This window comes from Pseudomonas sp. LJDD11, from assembly GCF_024584215.1.
Lineage (GTDB): Bacteria > Pseudomonadota > Gammaproteobacteria > Pseudomonadales > Pseudomonadaceae > Aquipseudomonas.
Genome location: NZ_JANJFL010000001.1, coordinates 143,830 through 159,077, shown reverse-complemented (window position 1 = coordinate 159,077; position 15,248 = coordinate 143,830). Strand labels below are relative to the sequence as shown.

General features: G+C 57.9%; 11 protein-coding genes, 2 rRNA genes and 2 pseudogenes. 6 read left to right on the top strand and 9 right to left on the bottom strand.

Annotation, left to right across the window (positions count from 1 at the left end):
* Position 1 precedes the first annotated feature (1 nt).
* Genes nuoJ through nuoN form a run of 5 tightly spaced genes read left to right on the top strand, consistent with a single transcriptional unit; the run spans position 2 to position 5,718 of the window.
* Entirely contained in the window at positions 2 to 517 is a 516-nt protein-coding gene (nuoJ, locus tag NRB16_RS00710) for an NADH-quinone oxidoreductase subunit J (protein ID WP_045493178.1), read from the top strand.
* Positions 514 to 822 carry an NADH-quinone oxidoreductase subunit NuoK gene (gene nuoK, locus NRB16_RS00705; protein WP_003317980.1) on the top strand — a complete coding sequence of 103 codons (309 nt, stop codon included), beginning with the start codon at positions 514 to 516 and terminating at the stop codon, positions 820 to 822. Before nuoJ ends, nuoK begins: the two co-directional genes overlap by 4 nt.
* Positions 819 to 2,669: an NADH-quinone oxidoreductase subunit L gene (nuoL, locus tag NRB16_RS00700; RefSeq protein ID WP_045493186.1), complete on the top strand. Its 1,851-nt coding sequence runs from the start codon at positions 819 to 821 to the stop codon at positions 2,667 to 2,669. The genes nuoK and nuoL overlap by 4 nt, the downstream gene beginning before the upstream one ends.
* A 39-nt stretch (positions 2,670 to 2,708) precedes the next feature.
* Entirely contained in the window at positions 2,709 to 4,241 is a 1,533-nt protein-coding gene (gene nuoM, locus NRB16_RS00695) for an NADH-quinone oxidoreductase subunit M (protein ID WP_045493189.1), read from the top strand.
* A gap of 7 nt (positions 4,242 to 4,248) precedes the next feature.
* Positions 4,249 to 5,718, top strand: coding sequence for an NADH-quinone oxidoreductase subunit NuoN (nuoN, locus tag NRB16_RS00690; protein ID WP_045493192.1), 1,470 nt, complete (start codon positions 4,249 to 4,251; stop codon positions 5,716 to 5,718).
* A 55-nt stretch (positions 5,719 to 5,773) separates the two neighbouring features.
* Here the strand turns inward: nuoN and NRB16_RS00685 are convergent, their stop codons facing one another.
* The 7 genes and pseudogenes from NRB16_RS00685 to NRB16_RS00660 all read right to left on the bottom strand — a co-directional run bounded on the left by NRB16_RS00685 (position 5,774) and on the right by NRB16_RS00660 (position 11,301).
* Positions 5,774 to 6,838 (bottom strand): AI-2E family transporter, encoded by a 1,065-nt coding sequence (locus NRB16_RS00685; RefSeq protein WP_045493195.1) that lies wholly within the window; start codon positions 6,836 to 6,838, stop codon positions 5,774 to 5,776.
* A 93-nt stretch (positions 6,839 to 6,931) separates the two neighbouring features.
* Positions 6,932 to 7,519: pseudogene (locus NRB16_RS29500) on the bottom strand (methyl-accepting chemotaxis protein); the annotation flags it as partial.
* 270 nt (positions 7,520 to 7,789) lie between these two features.
* Positions 7,790 to 8,611: pseudogene (locus NRB16_RS29495) on the bottom strand (cache domain-containing protein); the annotation flags it as partial.
* A 92-nt stretch (positions 8,612 to 8,703) separates the two neighbouring features.
* Positions 8,704 to 10,020 carry a sensor histidine kinase gene (locus NRB16_RS00675; protein WP_257105237.1) on the bottom strand — a complete coding sequence of 439 codons (1,317 nt, stop codon included), beginning with the start codon at positions 10,018 to 10,020 and terminating at the stop codon, positions 8,704 to 8,706.
* Positions 10,017 to 10,685: a response regulator transcription factor gene (locus NRB16_RS00670; RefSeq protein ID WP_045493204.1), complete on the bottom strand. Its 669-nt coding sequence runs from the start codon at positions 10,683 to 10,685 to the stop codon at positions 10,017 to 10,019. Before NRB16_RS00670 ends, NRB16_RS00675 begins: the two co-directional genes overlap by 4 nt.
* Complete coding sequence (locus NRB16_RS00665; protein WP_045493207.1) at positions 10,685 to 10,993, bottom strand: PepSY domain-containing protein; 309 nt, start codon at positions 10,991 to 10,993, stop codon at positions 10,685 to 10,687. The genes NRB16_RS00670 and NRB16_RS00665 overlap by 1 nt, the downstream gene beginning before the upstream one ends.
* Positions 10,993 to 11,301: a PepSY domain-containing protein gene (locus NRB16_RS00660; protein ID WP_253117527.1), complete on the bottom strand. Its 309-nt coding sequence runs from the start codon at positions 11,299 to 11,301 to the stop codon at positions 10,993 to 10,995. The genes NRB16_RS00665 and NRB16_RS00660 overlap by 1 nt, the downstream gene beginning before the upstream one ends.
* 171 nt (positions 11,302 to 11,472) lie before the next feature.
* Here NRB16_RS00660 and queD point away from each other — a divergent pair, with 171 nt between their 5' ends.
* Positions 11,473 to 11,829 (top strand): 6-carboxytetrahydropterin synthase QueD, encoded by a 357-nt coding sequence (gene queD, locus NRB16_RS00655; RefSeq protein WP_144403353.1) that lies wholly within the window; start codon positions 11,473 to 11,475, stop codon positions 11,827 to 11,829.
* 125 nt (positions 11,830 to 11,954) lie between these two features.
* On the opposite strand, the gene rrf is transcribed toward queD, so the two are convergent.
* A 5S ribosomal RNA gene (gene rrf / locus NRB16_RS00650) occupies positions 11,955 to 12,070 on the bottom strand.
* Positions 12,071 to 12,203: 133 nt separating this feature from the next.
* Positions 12,204 to 15,095 (bottom strand): 23S ribosomal RNA (locus NRB16_RS00645).
* Positions 15,096 to 15,248 lie beyond the last annotated feature (153 nt).

The window sequence follows — 15,248 nt, the reverse complement described above, 5'->3', positions numbered from 1 at the left end:
GATGGAATTCGCTTTCTACTTTGCATCCGGCATTGCTGTCGTGTCGACCTTACGGGTCATCACGAACACCAATCCCGTGCATGCCCTGCTCTACCTGATCATCTCACTGATCGCCGTGGCTATGACCTTCTTCAGCCTCGGCGCACCATTTGCCGGGGTGCTGGAAATCATCGCCTACGCTGGCGCGATCATGGTTCTGTTCGTGTTCGTGGTCATGATGCTCAATCTGGGCCCTGCCTCGGTGCAGCAAGAACGTAACTGGTTCAAGCCTGGGATCTGGGCGGGACCTGTGTTCCTGGGCGGCATGCTGCTGTTCCAACTGCTGTATGTGCTGTTTGCCAACCCGAGCGGTGCCGGCCTGGGCCACACCACAGTGGACGCCAAGGCCGTCGGCATCAGCCTGTTCGGTCCTTACCTGCTGGTGGTGGAACTGGCCTCGATGCTGCTGCTGGCGGCTGCCGTGACCGCATTCCACCTTGGCCGTACCGATACCAAGGAAGAAGGAGCCCAGCCATGAATGCAATTCCTCTCGAACACGGCCTGGCGGTTGCCGGGGTGCTGTTCTGCCTTGGCCTGGTCGGCCTGATGGTGCGCCGCAACATCCTTTTCGTGCTGATGAGCCTGGAAATCATGATGAATGCCGCCGCCCTGGCATTCGTGGTAGCCGGTAGCCGCTGGGGTCAACCGGATGGACAGGTAATGTTCATTCTGGTGATCAGCCTCGCAGCTGCCGAGGCCAGTATCGGCCTGGCGATCCTGATGCAGCTGTATCGCCGCTTCCACACTCTCGATATCGATGCTGCCAGCGAGATGCGCGGATGAACCTTCTCTTTCTGACTTTTGTATTTCCCCTGATCGGTTGGCTGCTGCTGTCGTTCTCCCGTGGCCGTATCTCGGAGAACCTCGCGGCACTGATCGGCGTCGGCTCGGTCGGCCTGTCGGCCATTGTCACTGCCTGGATCATCTGGCAGTTCAACGTCGCACCACCCGAAGGCGGCCACTACACCCAGGTGCTGTGGCGCTGGATGGACGTGGACGGCTTCAGCCCCAACTTCGCCCTGTACCTGGACGGCCTGTCGGTCACCATGCTCGGCGTGGTGGTCGGGGTGGGCTTTCTGATCCATCTGTTCGCCTCCTGGTACATGCGCGGCGAAGAGGGCTACTCGCGCTTCTTCTCCTACACCAACCTGTTTATTGCCAGCATGTTGTTCCTGATCCTGGGCGACAACCTGCTGTTCATCTACTTCGGTTGGGAAGGCGTGGGCCTGTGCAGCTACCTGCTGATCGGTTTCTACTATGGCCAGCGCAAGAATGGCGATGCCGCACTGAAAGCCTTCATCGTCACCCGGATCGGCGACGTGTTCATGGCGATCGGTCTGTTCATCCTGTTCCAGCAACTGGGCACCCTGAATATCCAGGAACTGCTGGTGCGTGCGCCTGAGCACTTCAAGGCCGGCGACTTCTGGATCGTGCTGGCGACCCTGATGCTGCTTGGCGGTGCCGTAGGTAAATCCGCGCAACTGCCGCTGCAGACCTGGCTGGCTGATGCAATGGCCGGTCCTACTCCGGTTTCGGCACTGATTCACGCCGCGACCATGGTCACCGCCGGCGTGTACCTGATCGCCCGTACCCACGGTCTGTTCGTCCTGGCGCCGGATATCCTGCATCTGGTCGGCGTCGTCGGTGGTGTGACGCTGGTACTGGCCGGCTTCGCCGCGCTGGTACAGACCGACATCAAGCGGATTCTCGCCTACTCGACCATGAGCCAGATCGGCTACATGTTCCTGGCCCTGGGCGTCGGTGCCTGGGAAGGTGCGATCTTCCACCTGATGACCCACGCGTTCTTCAAGGCCCTGCTGTTCCTTGCCTCCGGTGCGGTGATCGTCGCCTGCCACCACGAGCAGAACATCTTCAAGATGGGTGGCTTGTGGAAGAAACTGCCTCTGGCCTACGCCAGCTTCATCGTCGGCGGCGCCGCCCTGGCCGCCCTGCCGCTGCTGACCGCCGGTTTCTATTCCAAGGACGAGATCCTCTGGGAGGCTTTCGCCAGCGGCCATACCGGCCTGCTGTATGCCGGTCTTGCCGGTGCGTTCATGACCTCGATCTACACCTTCCGGCTGATCTTCATCGCCTTCCACGGCGAGGCCAAGACCGAAGCTCATGCAGGCCATGGCATCTCGCACTGGCTGCCACTGTCGGTGCTGATCGTGCTGTCGACCTTCATCGGTGCCTGGATCACTCCACCACTGGCAGGCGTGCTGCCGCAAAGCGTCGGCCATGCCGGCGGCGATGCCAAGCACAGTCTGGAGATCGCTTCGGGGGCCATTGCCATTGCCGGTATCGTGCTCGCCGCGCTGCTGTTCCTGGGCAAACGCACCTTGGCTACCGCCATCGCCAACAGCCGTATCGGCCGTTTGCTCTCGGCCTGGTGGTTCGCCGCCTGGGGCTTCGACTGGATCTACGACAAACTGTTCGTCAAGCCATACCTGGCGATCAGTCACTTGCTGCGCAGTGATCCGTTCGACCGTCTCATTGGTGTGATCCCGCGTCTGGTCAAAGGCGGTCATGTTTCCATGAGCCGCACCGAGACTGGTCAGCTTCGTTGGTACGCTGCCTCGATCGCGTTTGGTGCCGTTCTGGTACTGGGCGGCATTCTGGTTGCGGTCTGACATGAACCTTGCGAATTTGCGAAAGGAATTGAGCCCGTCATGATTCTGCCTTGGCTAATCCTGATCCCCTTTATCGGCGGCCTGCTCTGCTGGCAGTTCGAGCGCGTCAGCGCGACAATGCCACGCTGGATCGCGCTGGCGACCATGTCCCTGCTGCTGGGCCTCGGCCTGTGGCTGTGGGCTGTCGGCAACTACACCCTGGCCCCTGCGCCGGGCGGTAATCCTGCCTGGGCCCTGGAATTCCAGGCCCAGTGGATCACCCGCTTCGGTATCAGCCTGCACCTGGCGCTCGATGGCCTGTCGCTGCTGATGATCATGCTCACCGGCCTGCTCGGTGTGCTGTCGGTGCTGTGTTCGTGGAAAGAGATCGACCGCAAGGTCGGCTTCTTCCACCTCAACCTGATGTGGATCCTCGGTGGCGTGGTCGGTGTGTTCCTGGCCATCGACCTGTTCCTGTTCTTCTTCTTCTGGGAAATGATGCTGGTGCCGATGTATTTCCTCATCGCACTCTGGGGTCACAGCTCCTCGGACGGCAAGAAGACCCGGATTTACGCCGCGACCAAGTTCTTCATCTTCACCCAGGCCAGCGGCCTGATCATGCTGGTGGCGATCCTTGGTCTGGTTCTGGTGCATTACAACCAGACCGGCACCCTGACCTTCGCCTATGCCGAGCTGCTCAAAACGCAACTGGCACCTGGCACCGAGTACATCCTGATGCTGGGCTTTTTCATCGCTTTCGCGGTGAAGCTGCCGGTGGTGCCGCTGCACTCGTGGCTGCCTGACGCTCACGCCCAGGCGCCGACCGCAGGTTCCGTGGACCTGGCCGGTATCCTGCTGAAAACTGCTGCATACGGCCTGTTGCGCTTTGCTCTGCCGTTGTTTCCGAATGCTTCGGCAGAGTTCGCGCCGATTGCCATGACCCTGGGTCTGGTCGGGATTTTCTACGGTGCCTTCCTGGCGTTCGCCCAGAGCGACATCAAGCGCCTGATCGCGTTCTCCAGCGTCTCGCACATGGGCTTCGTGCTGATCGGTATCTACTCGGGCAGCCAGCAAGCCCTGCAGGGCGTGGTGATCCAGATGATCGCCCACGGCCTGTCGGCAGCGGCACTGTTCATCCTCAGCGGCCAGTTGTACGAGCGTCTGCACACCCGTGACATGCGCCAGATGGGTGGCCTGTGGTCGCGCATTCCTTACCTGCCGGCAATCAGCCTGTTCTTCGCAGCCGCGTCGCTGGGCCTGCCCGGCACCGGTAACTTTGTCGGTGAGTTCCTGATCCTGCTGGGTGCCTTCGTCAGTTCGCCATGGGTCACTGCCATCGCCACCTCCGGTCTGGTGTTCGGTTCGGTCTATTCGCTGATCATGATCCACCGCGCCTACTTCGGCCCGTCGCAGTCCGATGCGGTCTACAAGGGCCTGGATGCACGGGAAATGATCATGGTGCTGGGTCTTGCCGTCCTGCTGATCGTGCTCGGGGTCTACCCGCAGCCGTTCCTGGACACTTCGGCGTCGACCATGCACGGCGTGCAGCAATGGCTAGGCACTGCCTTCACTCAACTCGCTTCGGCCCGGTAAGAGCGCTATGGACCTGACGATTCAACACTTTATTGCGCTAGGCCCTCTGCTGATCACCAGTATCACCCTTGTGGTGGTGATGCTGGCCATCGCATGGCGCCGCAATCACTCGCAAACCTTCCTGCTCAGCGTGGCCGGCCTGAACCTGGCCCTGCTGTCGGTTTACCCGGCCCTGAAGGTCGCGCCACTGGTGGTCACCCCACTGCTGCTGGTCGATCCGTTCGCCTGCTTCTACATGGCGCTGATCCTCGCTTCGACCCTGGCTTGCGTGACCATGGCTCATGCCTATCTGGGTGATGACAAGACCGGCTATCCAGGCAACCGCGAAGAACTGTACCTGCTGATTCTGCTGGCGGCAGCCGGCGGCATGGTGCTGGTCTGCGCGCAGAACCTGGCCGGCCTGTTCATCGGCCTGGAATTGCTCTCGGTACCGGTCTATGGCCTGGTAGCCTATGCGTTCTTCAACAAGCGTTCGCTGGAAGCCGGTATCAAGTACATGGTGCTGTCGGCAGCCGGCTCAGCGTTCCTGCTGTTCGGCATGGCACTGCTGTACGCCGAAGCCGGCAGCCTGAGCTTCGACGCGATCGGCAAGGCGCTGGAGGCCACCGGCCTGCCTAGCCCGATTGCCAGCATGGGTCTGGGCATGATGGTCATCGGCCTGGGCTTCAAGCTCTCGCTGGTGCCGTTCCACCTCTGGACGCCAGACGTTTATGAAGGTGCTCCGGCGCCGGTCGCGGCCTTCCTGGCCACTGCCAGCAAGGTGGCGGTGTTCGCGGTGCTGGTGCGGCTGTTCCAGATGTCGCCGGCGGCAAGCGGCGGTGTGGTGCTGGACGTGCTGGCGGTTGTGGCCGTGGCATCCATCCTGGTCGGCAACCTGCTGGCACTGGTGCAGAACAACCTCAAGCGGCTGCTGGGTTACTCCTCGATCGCCCACTTCGGTTACCTGATGATCGCGCTGGTGGCAAGCAAGGGCATGGCGGTAGAAGCCATCGGCGTGTACCTGACCACCTATGTGCTGACCTCGCTGGGCAGCTTCGGTGTGATCACCATGATGTCCTCGCCGTACAGCGGCCGTGACGCTGATGCCATGTTCGAGTACCGCGGCCTGTTCTGGCGTCGTCCATACCTGACCGCAGTGATGACCCTGATGATGCTGTCGCTGGCGGGTATTCCGCTCACTGCAGGCTTCATCGGCAAGTTCTACATCATCGCTGCCGGTGTCGAGTCGCACCTGTGGTGGCTGATCGGTACGCTGGTGCTGGGTAGCGCCATCGGCGTGTTCTACTACCTGCGGGTGATGGTCACCATGTACCTGGTCGACAACAAACTGCCGCGTCATGACGCCGCCTTCAACTGGGCACAGCGTACCGGCGGTGTGATGCTGCTGGCCGTGGCGATCCTGACCTTCGTGCTGGGTGTGTACCCGCAGCCGTTGCTGGATCTGGTACTTAGTACCGGCCTGCAAGTACCGAGCTGATTCACTGCGCATAAAAAAACCCTGCCTCGGCAGGGTTTTTTATTGCCTGGGTTTTTTAACCCGGCAGGCGTACCGGGCGTTTATTGCTGCTGAACAGTGCCCAGGACGACATGAACAGGGCAGCGATCAACGGCCCGATGACAAAGCCATTGAGGCCAAATACCGACATGCCGCCCAGGGTGCTGATCAGGATCAGGTAGTCCGGCATCCGAGTGTCCTTGCCGACCAGTACCGGGCGCAGCACGTTATCTACCAGGCCGATCACAAACACGCCGAACAAGGCCAGTACCACACCTTGCCAGATCATCCCGCTGAGCAGGAAGTACACTGCCACCGGCGCCCAGACAATCCCTGCACCCACCGCCGGCAACAGCGACAAGAAGGCCATGATCACTGCCCAGAGCAACGCACTGGGAATATCGAGGAACCAGAAGATAAGGCCGCCCAGCGCGCCTTGGGTGACCGCAACCACCAGGTTGCCCTTGACCGTGGCGCGCACCACGCGGGTGAACTTCAATTGCAGGCGGCGCTTGTGCTGGTCTGCCAATGGCGCTGCATTGCGCATCTTGCGGACCAGTTCCTGACCGTCACGCAGGAAAAAGAACAGCAGGTAAAGCATGATGAAGAAGCTGACCACAAAATCGAAAGTGCCCTGACCAAAACTGAACGCCTGGCCGGCCAGGTATTGGCTGCCTTGCATGGCCCCCTTGGAGATTTTGTCGCGCAAGCCGTTGAAATCGCCCATGCCCATCCGGTCCAGCAGACGCTGCCCTGAGGCCGGCAACAGTTCCTTGTACTCGGTCAGGTACTGCGCGACATCCAGCTTGCCGCTCTCGACATTCTTGTACAGCAGCGCGCCTTCCTGAACCAACATGGCGCTGATCACGATCACCGGCAAAATGGCGATGACCAGACAGATTCCCAAGGTCAGCAACGAGATACGGTTACGTGGCCAGCCCAGCTTGAGTTGCAGGCGACGCTGCATGGGGGAAAAGATAATGGCCAGGATCACCGCCCAGAATACCGCGCCATAGAACGGCAGCAGGATCCAGATAAAAGCGATGCTGACCAGCACCAACAGGAGCAGAAAGGTCTTGTAATGCAGGGAGGTTTCGTTCATGTCTCATCCGTGTCGTCAGGCTGGCTAGATGCCCGCTCAGAGCATTAGTCAGCCACGACACGCAGGAGTGCCCCGAAGCCTTCGGGCAATGGTTCAGACGCGAAATTGTGCCGCCAGCCCTCCCAGCCGCTGGCCGAGATCGGACAGGCTGCGTGAAGTGATCGCGCTCTGGCGGGTTTCCTCAGCAACGCTGTCCACTGCTACGGCGATCTGGTGCACGCTGCGGTTGATCTCTTCGGCCACGGCAGTCTGCTCCTCTGCGGCGCTGGCAATCTGCGCGTTCATCGCGTTGATGGTGGCGATCAGTTCACCAATGGTGACCAGCGAACGGCCGGCTTCGTTGGCCTGCACCGAGGTGCCCTCCCCCGCCTCACTGGAACGCCGCATGGCACTGACTGCCTCTTGAGTGCCAGACTGCAGACGGTCGATCATGCCCTGGATTTCCTGAGTGCTCTGCTGGGTTCGGCTAGCCAGCGCCCGAACCTCATCGGCAACCACGGCAAAGCCACGTCCCGCCTCGCCGGCCCGCGCCGCTTCGATGGCTGCGTTGAGCGCCAACAGGTTGGTCTGCTCGGCAATCGAACGAATCACCCCCAGAACGCTGACAATCGACCCGACGTCTTGCTGCAGGCTGTCGAGCGACACACCACTTTTGCGAATGTCTTCGACCAGCGAATGGATCTGCACAATGCTGCCGTCCACCACCCGCTTGGCAGTACGCCCCTGCTCGTCGGTCTGCTGCGCGGCGTTCGAGGCATTTTGCGCGCTGCTGGCCACCTCGTGGGCAGCTGCAGACATCTGGTTGATGGCAGTGGCCACCTGATCGGTTTCGTAGCGCTGGCGCTCCATGGCCTGCTCAGAGCGCTGAGCCTGGGAGGACACCTCAGCCACCAGCCCGGTGAGTTGCGAGGTCACTTCGGTCATTTGCCGCACCAACGAATGGATCTTGTCGACAAAGCGATTGAAAGAACCGGCAAGCTCGCCCAACTCGTCCTGACTGGTGACAGGCAGACGGCGGGTCAGGTCGCCTTCGCCGGCGGCAATATCGTCAAGGCTGGCTTTCATCAGGCGCAGTGGGCGCAGCAGCGTGCCTGTCACCAGCACGCCAATCACGCTGATGATGACCAGCACCACCAAAGTAATGCCGACAATGCTGTAGAGCATGTCCTGCAGGCGAGCATCGACATTCTTGCGCACCTGTTCGACCTGGGCCTCGATGCCATCAAGGTTGACCGCGCTGCCAACCACCAGGTCCCACTTGGGCAGGTATTCGGTGTAACCCACTTTAGGTACCGGTTCGCTCTTGCCGGGCAATGCCGAAGCGTAGCGTACGTAGTGAGTGCCGTTCTTAGCCACCGCCACCAGTTCGCGGTTCAGGTAGATGCCGTTGGGGTCCTTGGTGTCCTTGAAGCTTTTGCCCAGACCATCGGCGCTGTTACTGCGAAAGATCCGGATAATCTCCGAATCATAGCCGAACAGATAACCGTCTTTGCCGTAGCTGACAGAGGCAAACTGCTTGATCGCAGCGGCGCGGGGCGCTTCATCGCCAGGCGCGGCAGCATCGTAAAGGGGTTTGATCGCACTGATGGCGACGGAGACGTGATCCTTGAGATTGCTTTTGGCTTCTTCAAGCAGACGTTCACGGGTCTCGTTGACCTCTATATCAGCCTGTTGGTGGAGGATATAGATCGTCGAGGCACTGACGACCAGGGCGAATAACAGAACCGGCGCAATCGCCAGTGACAGCACTTTGGCCTTGAGATTGGGTCGCATGATCTTTGCCTTATCGTTATTGTCGTTCTTGAAACAAGCGCTCTTGATCAGCTATCGACTGATAGCCAGGAAACTGATGCCCCTTTGGCAATTCATTTACGTTCTGGCAAATCGATACGGACGCGTAGCCCGTCTGCCGGGCTCACCAGCAGTTGCAATGTGCCACCCCATGTTTCCACGATATCACGAACAATGCCCAAGCCAAGCCCGTGGCCGCTAATCTGTTCATCCAGACGGGTTCCGCGGCTGAAAACCCCTTCACGGCGTGACTCAGGAATACCCGGACCGTCGTCATCAATCAACAGGCATGTTCCTGCTGCGCTGACACTGATGCTCAGGCTCACCTCGCTGTCGGCCCATTTGCAGGCGTTGTCCAGCAAATTGCCGAGCAGTTCCAGCAGATCCTCGCGATCCCAGGGCAGCGTCAACCCGGGTGGGGTGTCGTTGACCAGTTGCAAGTGTTCGCCATGGATCATGTTCAGGGTGGAAAACAGCGCGGGAAGCTCCACATCACAATCAAAGCGTGCCCCCGGTAACGCATCTCCCGACAGGCGTGCACGATTAAGCTCACGTTCAAGACGCTGCTGAATCTGTTGCAGTTGTTCATGCAAGGTCTTGCGCAGCGCAGGCTGGGACTCCAGCGCCGAGCTGGACGCAATGCTAAGCAGCACCGCCAACGGAGTCTTGAGTGCATGGCCAAGATTGCCCAAGGCATTGCGCGAACGTTTGAGGCTGTCTTCAGTATGGGCAAGCAGATGGTTGATCTGGTCGACCAAGGGCTCAAGCTCACGAGGCACCTGATCATCAAGTTGCGAACGCTGGCCCTGCTGCAACTGAAAGATCTGTTCACGTACGGTATTGAGAGGCCGCAGTGCCCTGCGCACAGTAACCCGCTGCAAGCCCAAAACCAGTAACAACGCCGCCAGCCCCAGCCCCATGCCAATCTGCTGCACGCGCTTGAAGGTCTGGCGTACTGGCGTGTAGTCCTGCGCGACGCTGATGGAGAACTGCTGGCCGAACTTGCGGTAATCGGCTGTCAGGACCAATAACGACTGGCCAGTCTCGCCCAGTTCGAGGTCGCTGTGCAGCCCTGTGCTCTGTGGCTTGGGCAGCTCGAAATCCCACAAGGATCGCGAGCGCCAGTGGCCATCGGCAAAATCGACGCGAAAGTAGTGACCCGAGAAAGGCCGATGGTAGGCGCCGGACAACCGCTGCTCGTCAAGTTGCAAGCCCACCGGGCCGCGCACGATAGCGACCAACAGGTTCTCACTCTCGTTGCGCAGTCCTGACTCCAGATAACGCTGCAGGCCCAGCTCGAACAACCACAGACTGGTCTGCGCCATGACCAGGCCGATCACCAGCATGATCGTGACCAGCCCCAGGCTCAGACGTCGCTGGATGGACCTCAACCGCCAGCCCCACCATACAAATAACCCTGACCGCGGCGGGTTTCGATCACTGAGCGGCCCAGCTTGCGGCGCAAGTGATTGACGTGAACCTCGATGACATTGGAATCACGCTCGCTCTCGCCGTCGTAGAGATGCTCGGCCAGATGACTCTTGGAAAGGATTTGTTCCGGGTGCAGCATGAAGTAGCGCAGCAAGCGGAACTCTGCGGAAGTCAGCTGGATATCGACGCCGTCGCGTGCCACCGATTGACGTCCCTCATCCAAGTGCAAGCCTGCCGACTCCAGTTTCGGCTGATTGGCCAGGCCCCGGGCGCGGCGCAGCAGGCCCTGAATGCGCAATTGCAGTTCTTCAGGATGAAAAGGCTTGGTCAGGTAATCGTCTGCACCGGCCTTGAGTCCCTCTATGCGCTCTGACCAGGAGCCGCGCGCGGTCAACACCAGCACCGGCGTCGCCAGACCGTTGCTGCGCCAGTGCGCCAGAACTTCCAGGCCGGGTATGCCCGGCAATCCCAAATCAAGCACGATGAGGTCATAGGGCTCGCTCAGCCCCTGATACTGCGCATCCCGGCCATCTGCCAACCAGTCAACCGCATAACCCTGGCGGGCCAGGGTCGCCATTAGCTCATCAGCCAGAGATACATGGTCTTCAACCAGCAACAGACGCATCAGTCATCTTCCTCGTCTTTGAGTAACCGACTGTCACGGGCATCGAACTTGAGTTCACGTACCACGCCTTCAGGAGTAACCAATTCAACCTCATAGACATACACATCGTTCTTTTCTTCGAGTTCGGCCTCAAGCAACCTGGCGCCGGGATACCGCGCCAAGGCCTGCCCGATGAACTGTTCGAGTGGCAGAATAACGCCACGCTGGCGCAGTTGCAGGGCTTCATCCTGGTCAAGGTCACGGGCCTGAACCAAGGTGCAGGTAAACAGCAGACCCAGTAATGCGATACGACGCTTAGCAGCAGTCATCAATTATCCTGATGGTTCTTGTAGATCTGCCCGGTTACCGCATCGAGTTCCAGATCCCATTCAATGCCCTTAGTATCGCGCAATTCCACCTGGTAAACATATTTGCCGTATTCACTTTCGAGCTCAGTATCGGTAATGCTCGAACCAGGATGAGCGGCCAGCGCAACGGCATTGAGTTTCTCGAACGACTGGATAACACCGTTATCTCTGAGTCGCAGGGCTTCATCCGGACCCAGGTCCCTGGCCTGTACCAGATTGGCCGTCAGGGCCCAGGCAAAGGCAGTTGTAAAGGTCAGCAAAGCTTTCATTGTTGGCTCCACAGTCAGCTAATGTTGATGCCGTCACCATACCTTCAGGAACTTAATTCAAACTGAATGACTCTGGCCACATGCCATTAGCTTTGCAATGGTACTGATCATGCCGTGTTGAGTGTATTGCTGTTACACTCGTGTGCTGTATCTCGTTTCAGAGTCAAGATTTTGGAAATTTTCAAGGAATTCACTTTTGAGTCCGCGCATCGCCTTCCCCACGTGCCGGAAGGCCACAAGTGCGGTCGCCTGCATGGCCACTCATTTCGCGTAGGTATCCATCTGTCCGGCCCGGTCGACCCCCATACCGGCTGGATCCGGGACTTCTCAGAGATCAAGGCGATATTCAAGCCGCTGTACGAGCGACTGGATCACAATTACCTCAATGACATTCCCGGCCTGGAGAACCCGACCAGCGAAAATCTGGCCAAGTGGATCTGGAATGAGTTGAAGCCGCTGTTACCTGAGCTGTCTGCCATTCGTATTCACGAGACCTGCACCAGCGGGTGTGAATACCGAGGCGACTGAAACAGAATTGACGTTGTTGACCGCCCTCTGAGGCGGTCTTTTTTTGCCCGGCAGGAGCGGCCGACTTTTCTTTCGCGCAAAGCAAAACCCCCGATCGCAGTGCGATCAGGGGTTCTGTGTTTGAATCTTGACGATGACCTACTCTCACATGGGGAAGCCCCACACTACCATCGGCGATGTATCGTTTCACTACTGAGTTCGGGATGGGATCAGGTGGTTCCAACACTCTATGGTCGTCAAGAAATTCGGTAGCCAGTGCGTGTTCACACGCTGGCAAATTCGGTTATGTGAACATTTTTCGGCGTTTGTTGATCAGCTTTCGGCTGTATCGTCTTCACACACCGCCACTGCTGTGCAGATGGCTTGGGTGTTATATGGTCAAGCCTCACGGGCAATTAGTATGGGTTAGCTCAACGCCTCACAGCGCTTACACACCCCACCTATCAACGTCGTAGTCTTCGACGGCCCTTTAGGGGATTCAAGATCCCAGTGAGATCTCATCTTGAGGCAAGTTTCCCGCTTAGATGCTTTCAGCGGTTATCTTTTCCGAACATAGCTACCCGGCAATGCCACTGGCGTGACAACCGGAACACCAGAGGTTCGTCCACTCCGGTCCTCTCGTACTAGGAGCAGCCCCTCTCAAATCTCAAACGTCCACGGCAGATAGGGACCGAACTGTCTCACGACGTTCTAAACCCAGCTCGCGTACCACTTTAAATGGCGAACAGCCATACCCTTGGGACCGGCTTCAGCCCCAGGATGTGATGAGCCGACATCGAGGTGCCAAACACCGCCGTCGATATGAACTCTTGGGCGGTATCAGCCTGTTATCCCCGGAGTACCTTTTATCCGTTGAGCGATGGCCCTTCCATACAGAACCACCGGATCACTAAGACCTACTTTCGTACCTGCTCGACGTGTGGGTCTCGCAGTCAAGCGCGCTTTTGCCTTTATACTCTACGACCGATTTCCGACCGGTCTGAGCGCACCTTCGTACTCCTCCGTTACTCTTTGGGAGGAGACCGCCCCAGTCAAACTACCCACCATACACTGTCCTCGATCCGGATAACGGACCTGAGTTAGAACCTCAAAGTTGCCAGGGTGGTATTTCAAGGATGGCTCCACGCAGACTGGCGTCCACGCTTCATAGCCTCCCACCTATCCTACACAAGCAAATTCAAAGTCCAGTGCAAAGCTATAGTAAAGGTTCACGGGGTCTTTCCGTCTAGCCGCGGATACACTGCATCTTCACAGCGATTTCAATTTCACTGAGTCTCGGGTGGAGACAGCGCCGCCATCGTTACGCCATTCGTGCAGGTCGGAACTTACCCGACAAGGAATTTCGCTACCTTAGGACCGTTATAGTTACGGCCGCCGTTTACCGGGGCTTCGATCAAGAGCTTCGCTTGCGCTAACCCCATCAATTAACCTTCCGGCACCGGGCAGGCGTCACACCCTATACGTCCACTTTCGTGTTTGCAGAGTGCTGTGTTTTTAATAAACAGTCGCAGCGGCCTGGTATCTTCGACCGGCATGGGCTTACGGAGCAAGTCCTTCACCCTCACCGGCGCACCTTCTCCCGAAGTTACGGTGCCATTTTGCCTAGTTCCTTCACCCGAGTTCTCTCAAGCGCCTTGGTATTCTCTACCTAACCACCTGTGTCGGTTTGGGGTACGGTTCCCGATTATCTGAAGCTTAGGAGCTTTTCCTGGAAGCATGGCATCAACCACTTCATGTTCTAAAGAACACTCGTCATCAGCTCTCGGCCTTGGGATCCCGGATTTGCCTAAGATCCCAGCCTACCACCTTAAACCTGGACAACCAACGCCAGGCTGGCCTAGCCTTCTCCGTCCCTCCATCGCAATAACCGGAAGTACAGGAATATTAACCTGTTTTCCATCGACTACGCTTTTCAGCCTCGCCTTAGGGACCGACTAACCCTGCGTCGATTAACGTTGCGCAGGAAACCTTGGTCTTTCGGCGTGGGAGTTTTTCACTCCCATTGTCGTTACTCATGTCAGCATTCGCACTTCTGATACCTCCAGCAAGCTTCTCAACTCACCTTCACAGGCTTACAGAACGCTCCTCTACCGCATCACCAAAAGGTGATACCCGTAGCTTCGGTGCATGGTTTGAGCCCCGTTACATCTTCCGCGCAGGCCGACTCGACTAGTGAGCTATTACGCTTTCTTTAAAGGGTGGCTGCTTCTAAGCCAACCTCCTAGCTGTCTAAGCCTTCCCACATCGTTTCCCACTTAACCATGACTTTGGGACCTTAGCTGACGGTCTGGGTTGTTTCCCTTTTCACGACGGACGTTAGCACCCGCCGTGTGTCTCCCATGCTCGGCACTTGTAGGTATTCGGAGTTTGCATCGGTTTGGTAAGTCGGGATGACCCCCTAGCCGAAACAGTGCTCTACCCCCTACAGTGATACATGAGGCGCTACCTAAATAGCTTTCGAGGAGAACCAGCTATCTCCGAGCTTGATTAGCCTTTCACTCCGATCCACAGGTCATCCGCTAACTTTTCAACGGTAGTCGGTTCGGTCCTCCAGTCAGTGTTACCTAACCTTCAACCTGCCCATGGATAGATCGCCCGGTTTCGGGTCTATACCCAGCGACTAAACGCCCTATTAAGACTCGCTTTCGCTACGCCTCCCCTATACGGTTAAGCTTGCCACTGAATATAAGTCGCTGACCCATTATACAAAAGGTACGCAGTCACCTAACAAGTAGGCTCCCACTGCTTGTACGCATACGGTTTCAGGTTCTATTTCACTCCGCTCTCCGCGGTTCTTTTCGCCTTTCCCTCACGGTACTGGTTCACTATCGGTCAGTCAGTAGTATTTAGCCTTGGAGGATGGTCCCCCCATATTCAGACAAGGTTTCTCGTGCCCCGTCCTACTCGATTTCATGACAAGGAGATTTTCGCGTACAGGGCTATCACCCACTATGGCCGCACTTTCCAGAGCGTTCCGCTAATCTCCAAGCCACTTAAGGGCTGGTCCCCGTTCGCTCGCCACTACTAAGGGAATCTCGGTTGATTTCTATTCCTCAGGGTACTTAGATGTTTCAGTTCCCCTGGTTCGCCTCTTGCACCTATGTATTCAGTGCAAGATACTCAGCTTGTGCTGAGTGGGTTCCCCCATTCAGAGATCTCCGGATCAAAGTCTGTTTGCCGACTCCCCGAAGCTTATCGCAGGCTACCACGTCTTTCATCGCCTCTGACTGCCAAGGCATCCACCGTATGCGCTTCTTCACTTGACCATATAACCCCAAGCTATCTGGTTATACTGTGAAGACGACATTCGCCGAAAGCTTGATTCAACAAACTTTCTTTGCCTTAGCCTGCACCCCACCAGTGAAAGTGGTGCACAGTCTAAAATGTTTCACATATCCGAATTTTTAAAGAACGATCTG

Excerpts from the sequence above, each read along its gene's own strand:
- nuoN (WP_045493192.1), top strand. The coding sequence starts at position 4,249 with ATGGACCTGACGATTCAACACTTTATTGCGCTAGGCCCTCTGCTGATC.
- NRB16_RS00660 (WP_253117527.1), bottom strand. The coding sequence starts at position 11,301 with ATGAAAGCTTTGCTGACCTTTACAACTGCCTTTGCCTGGGCCCTGACG.
- nuoM (WP_045493189.1), top strand. The coding sequence starts at position 2,709 with ATGATTCTGCCTTGGCTAATCCTGATCCCCTTTATCGGCGGCCTGCTC.
- nuoK (WP_003317980.1), top strand. The coding sequence starts at position 514 with ATGAATGCAATTCCTCTCGAACACGGCCTGGCGGTTGCCGGGGTGCTG.
- nuoL (WP_045493186.1), top strand. The coding sequence starts at position 819 with ATGAACCTTCTCTTTCTGACTTTTGTATTTCCCCTGATCGGTTGGCTG.
- NRB16_RS00685 (WP_045493195.1), bottom strand. The coding sequence starts at position 6,838 with ATGAACGAAACCTCCCTGCATTACAAGACCTTTCTGCTCCTGTTGGTG.
- NRB16_RS00665 (WP_045493207.1), bottom strand. The coding sequence starts at position 10,993 with ATGACTGCTGCTAAGCGTCGTATCGCATTACTGGGTCTGCTGTTTACC.
- nuoJ (WP_045493178.1), top strand. The coding sequence starts at position 2 with ATGGAATTCGCTTTCTACTTTGCATCCGGCATTGCTGTCGTGTCGACC.
- NRB16_RS00670 (WP_045493204.1), bottom strand. The coding sequence starts at position 10,685 with ATGCGTCTGTTGCTGGTTGAAGACCATGTATCTCTGGCTGATGAGCTA.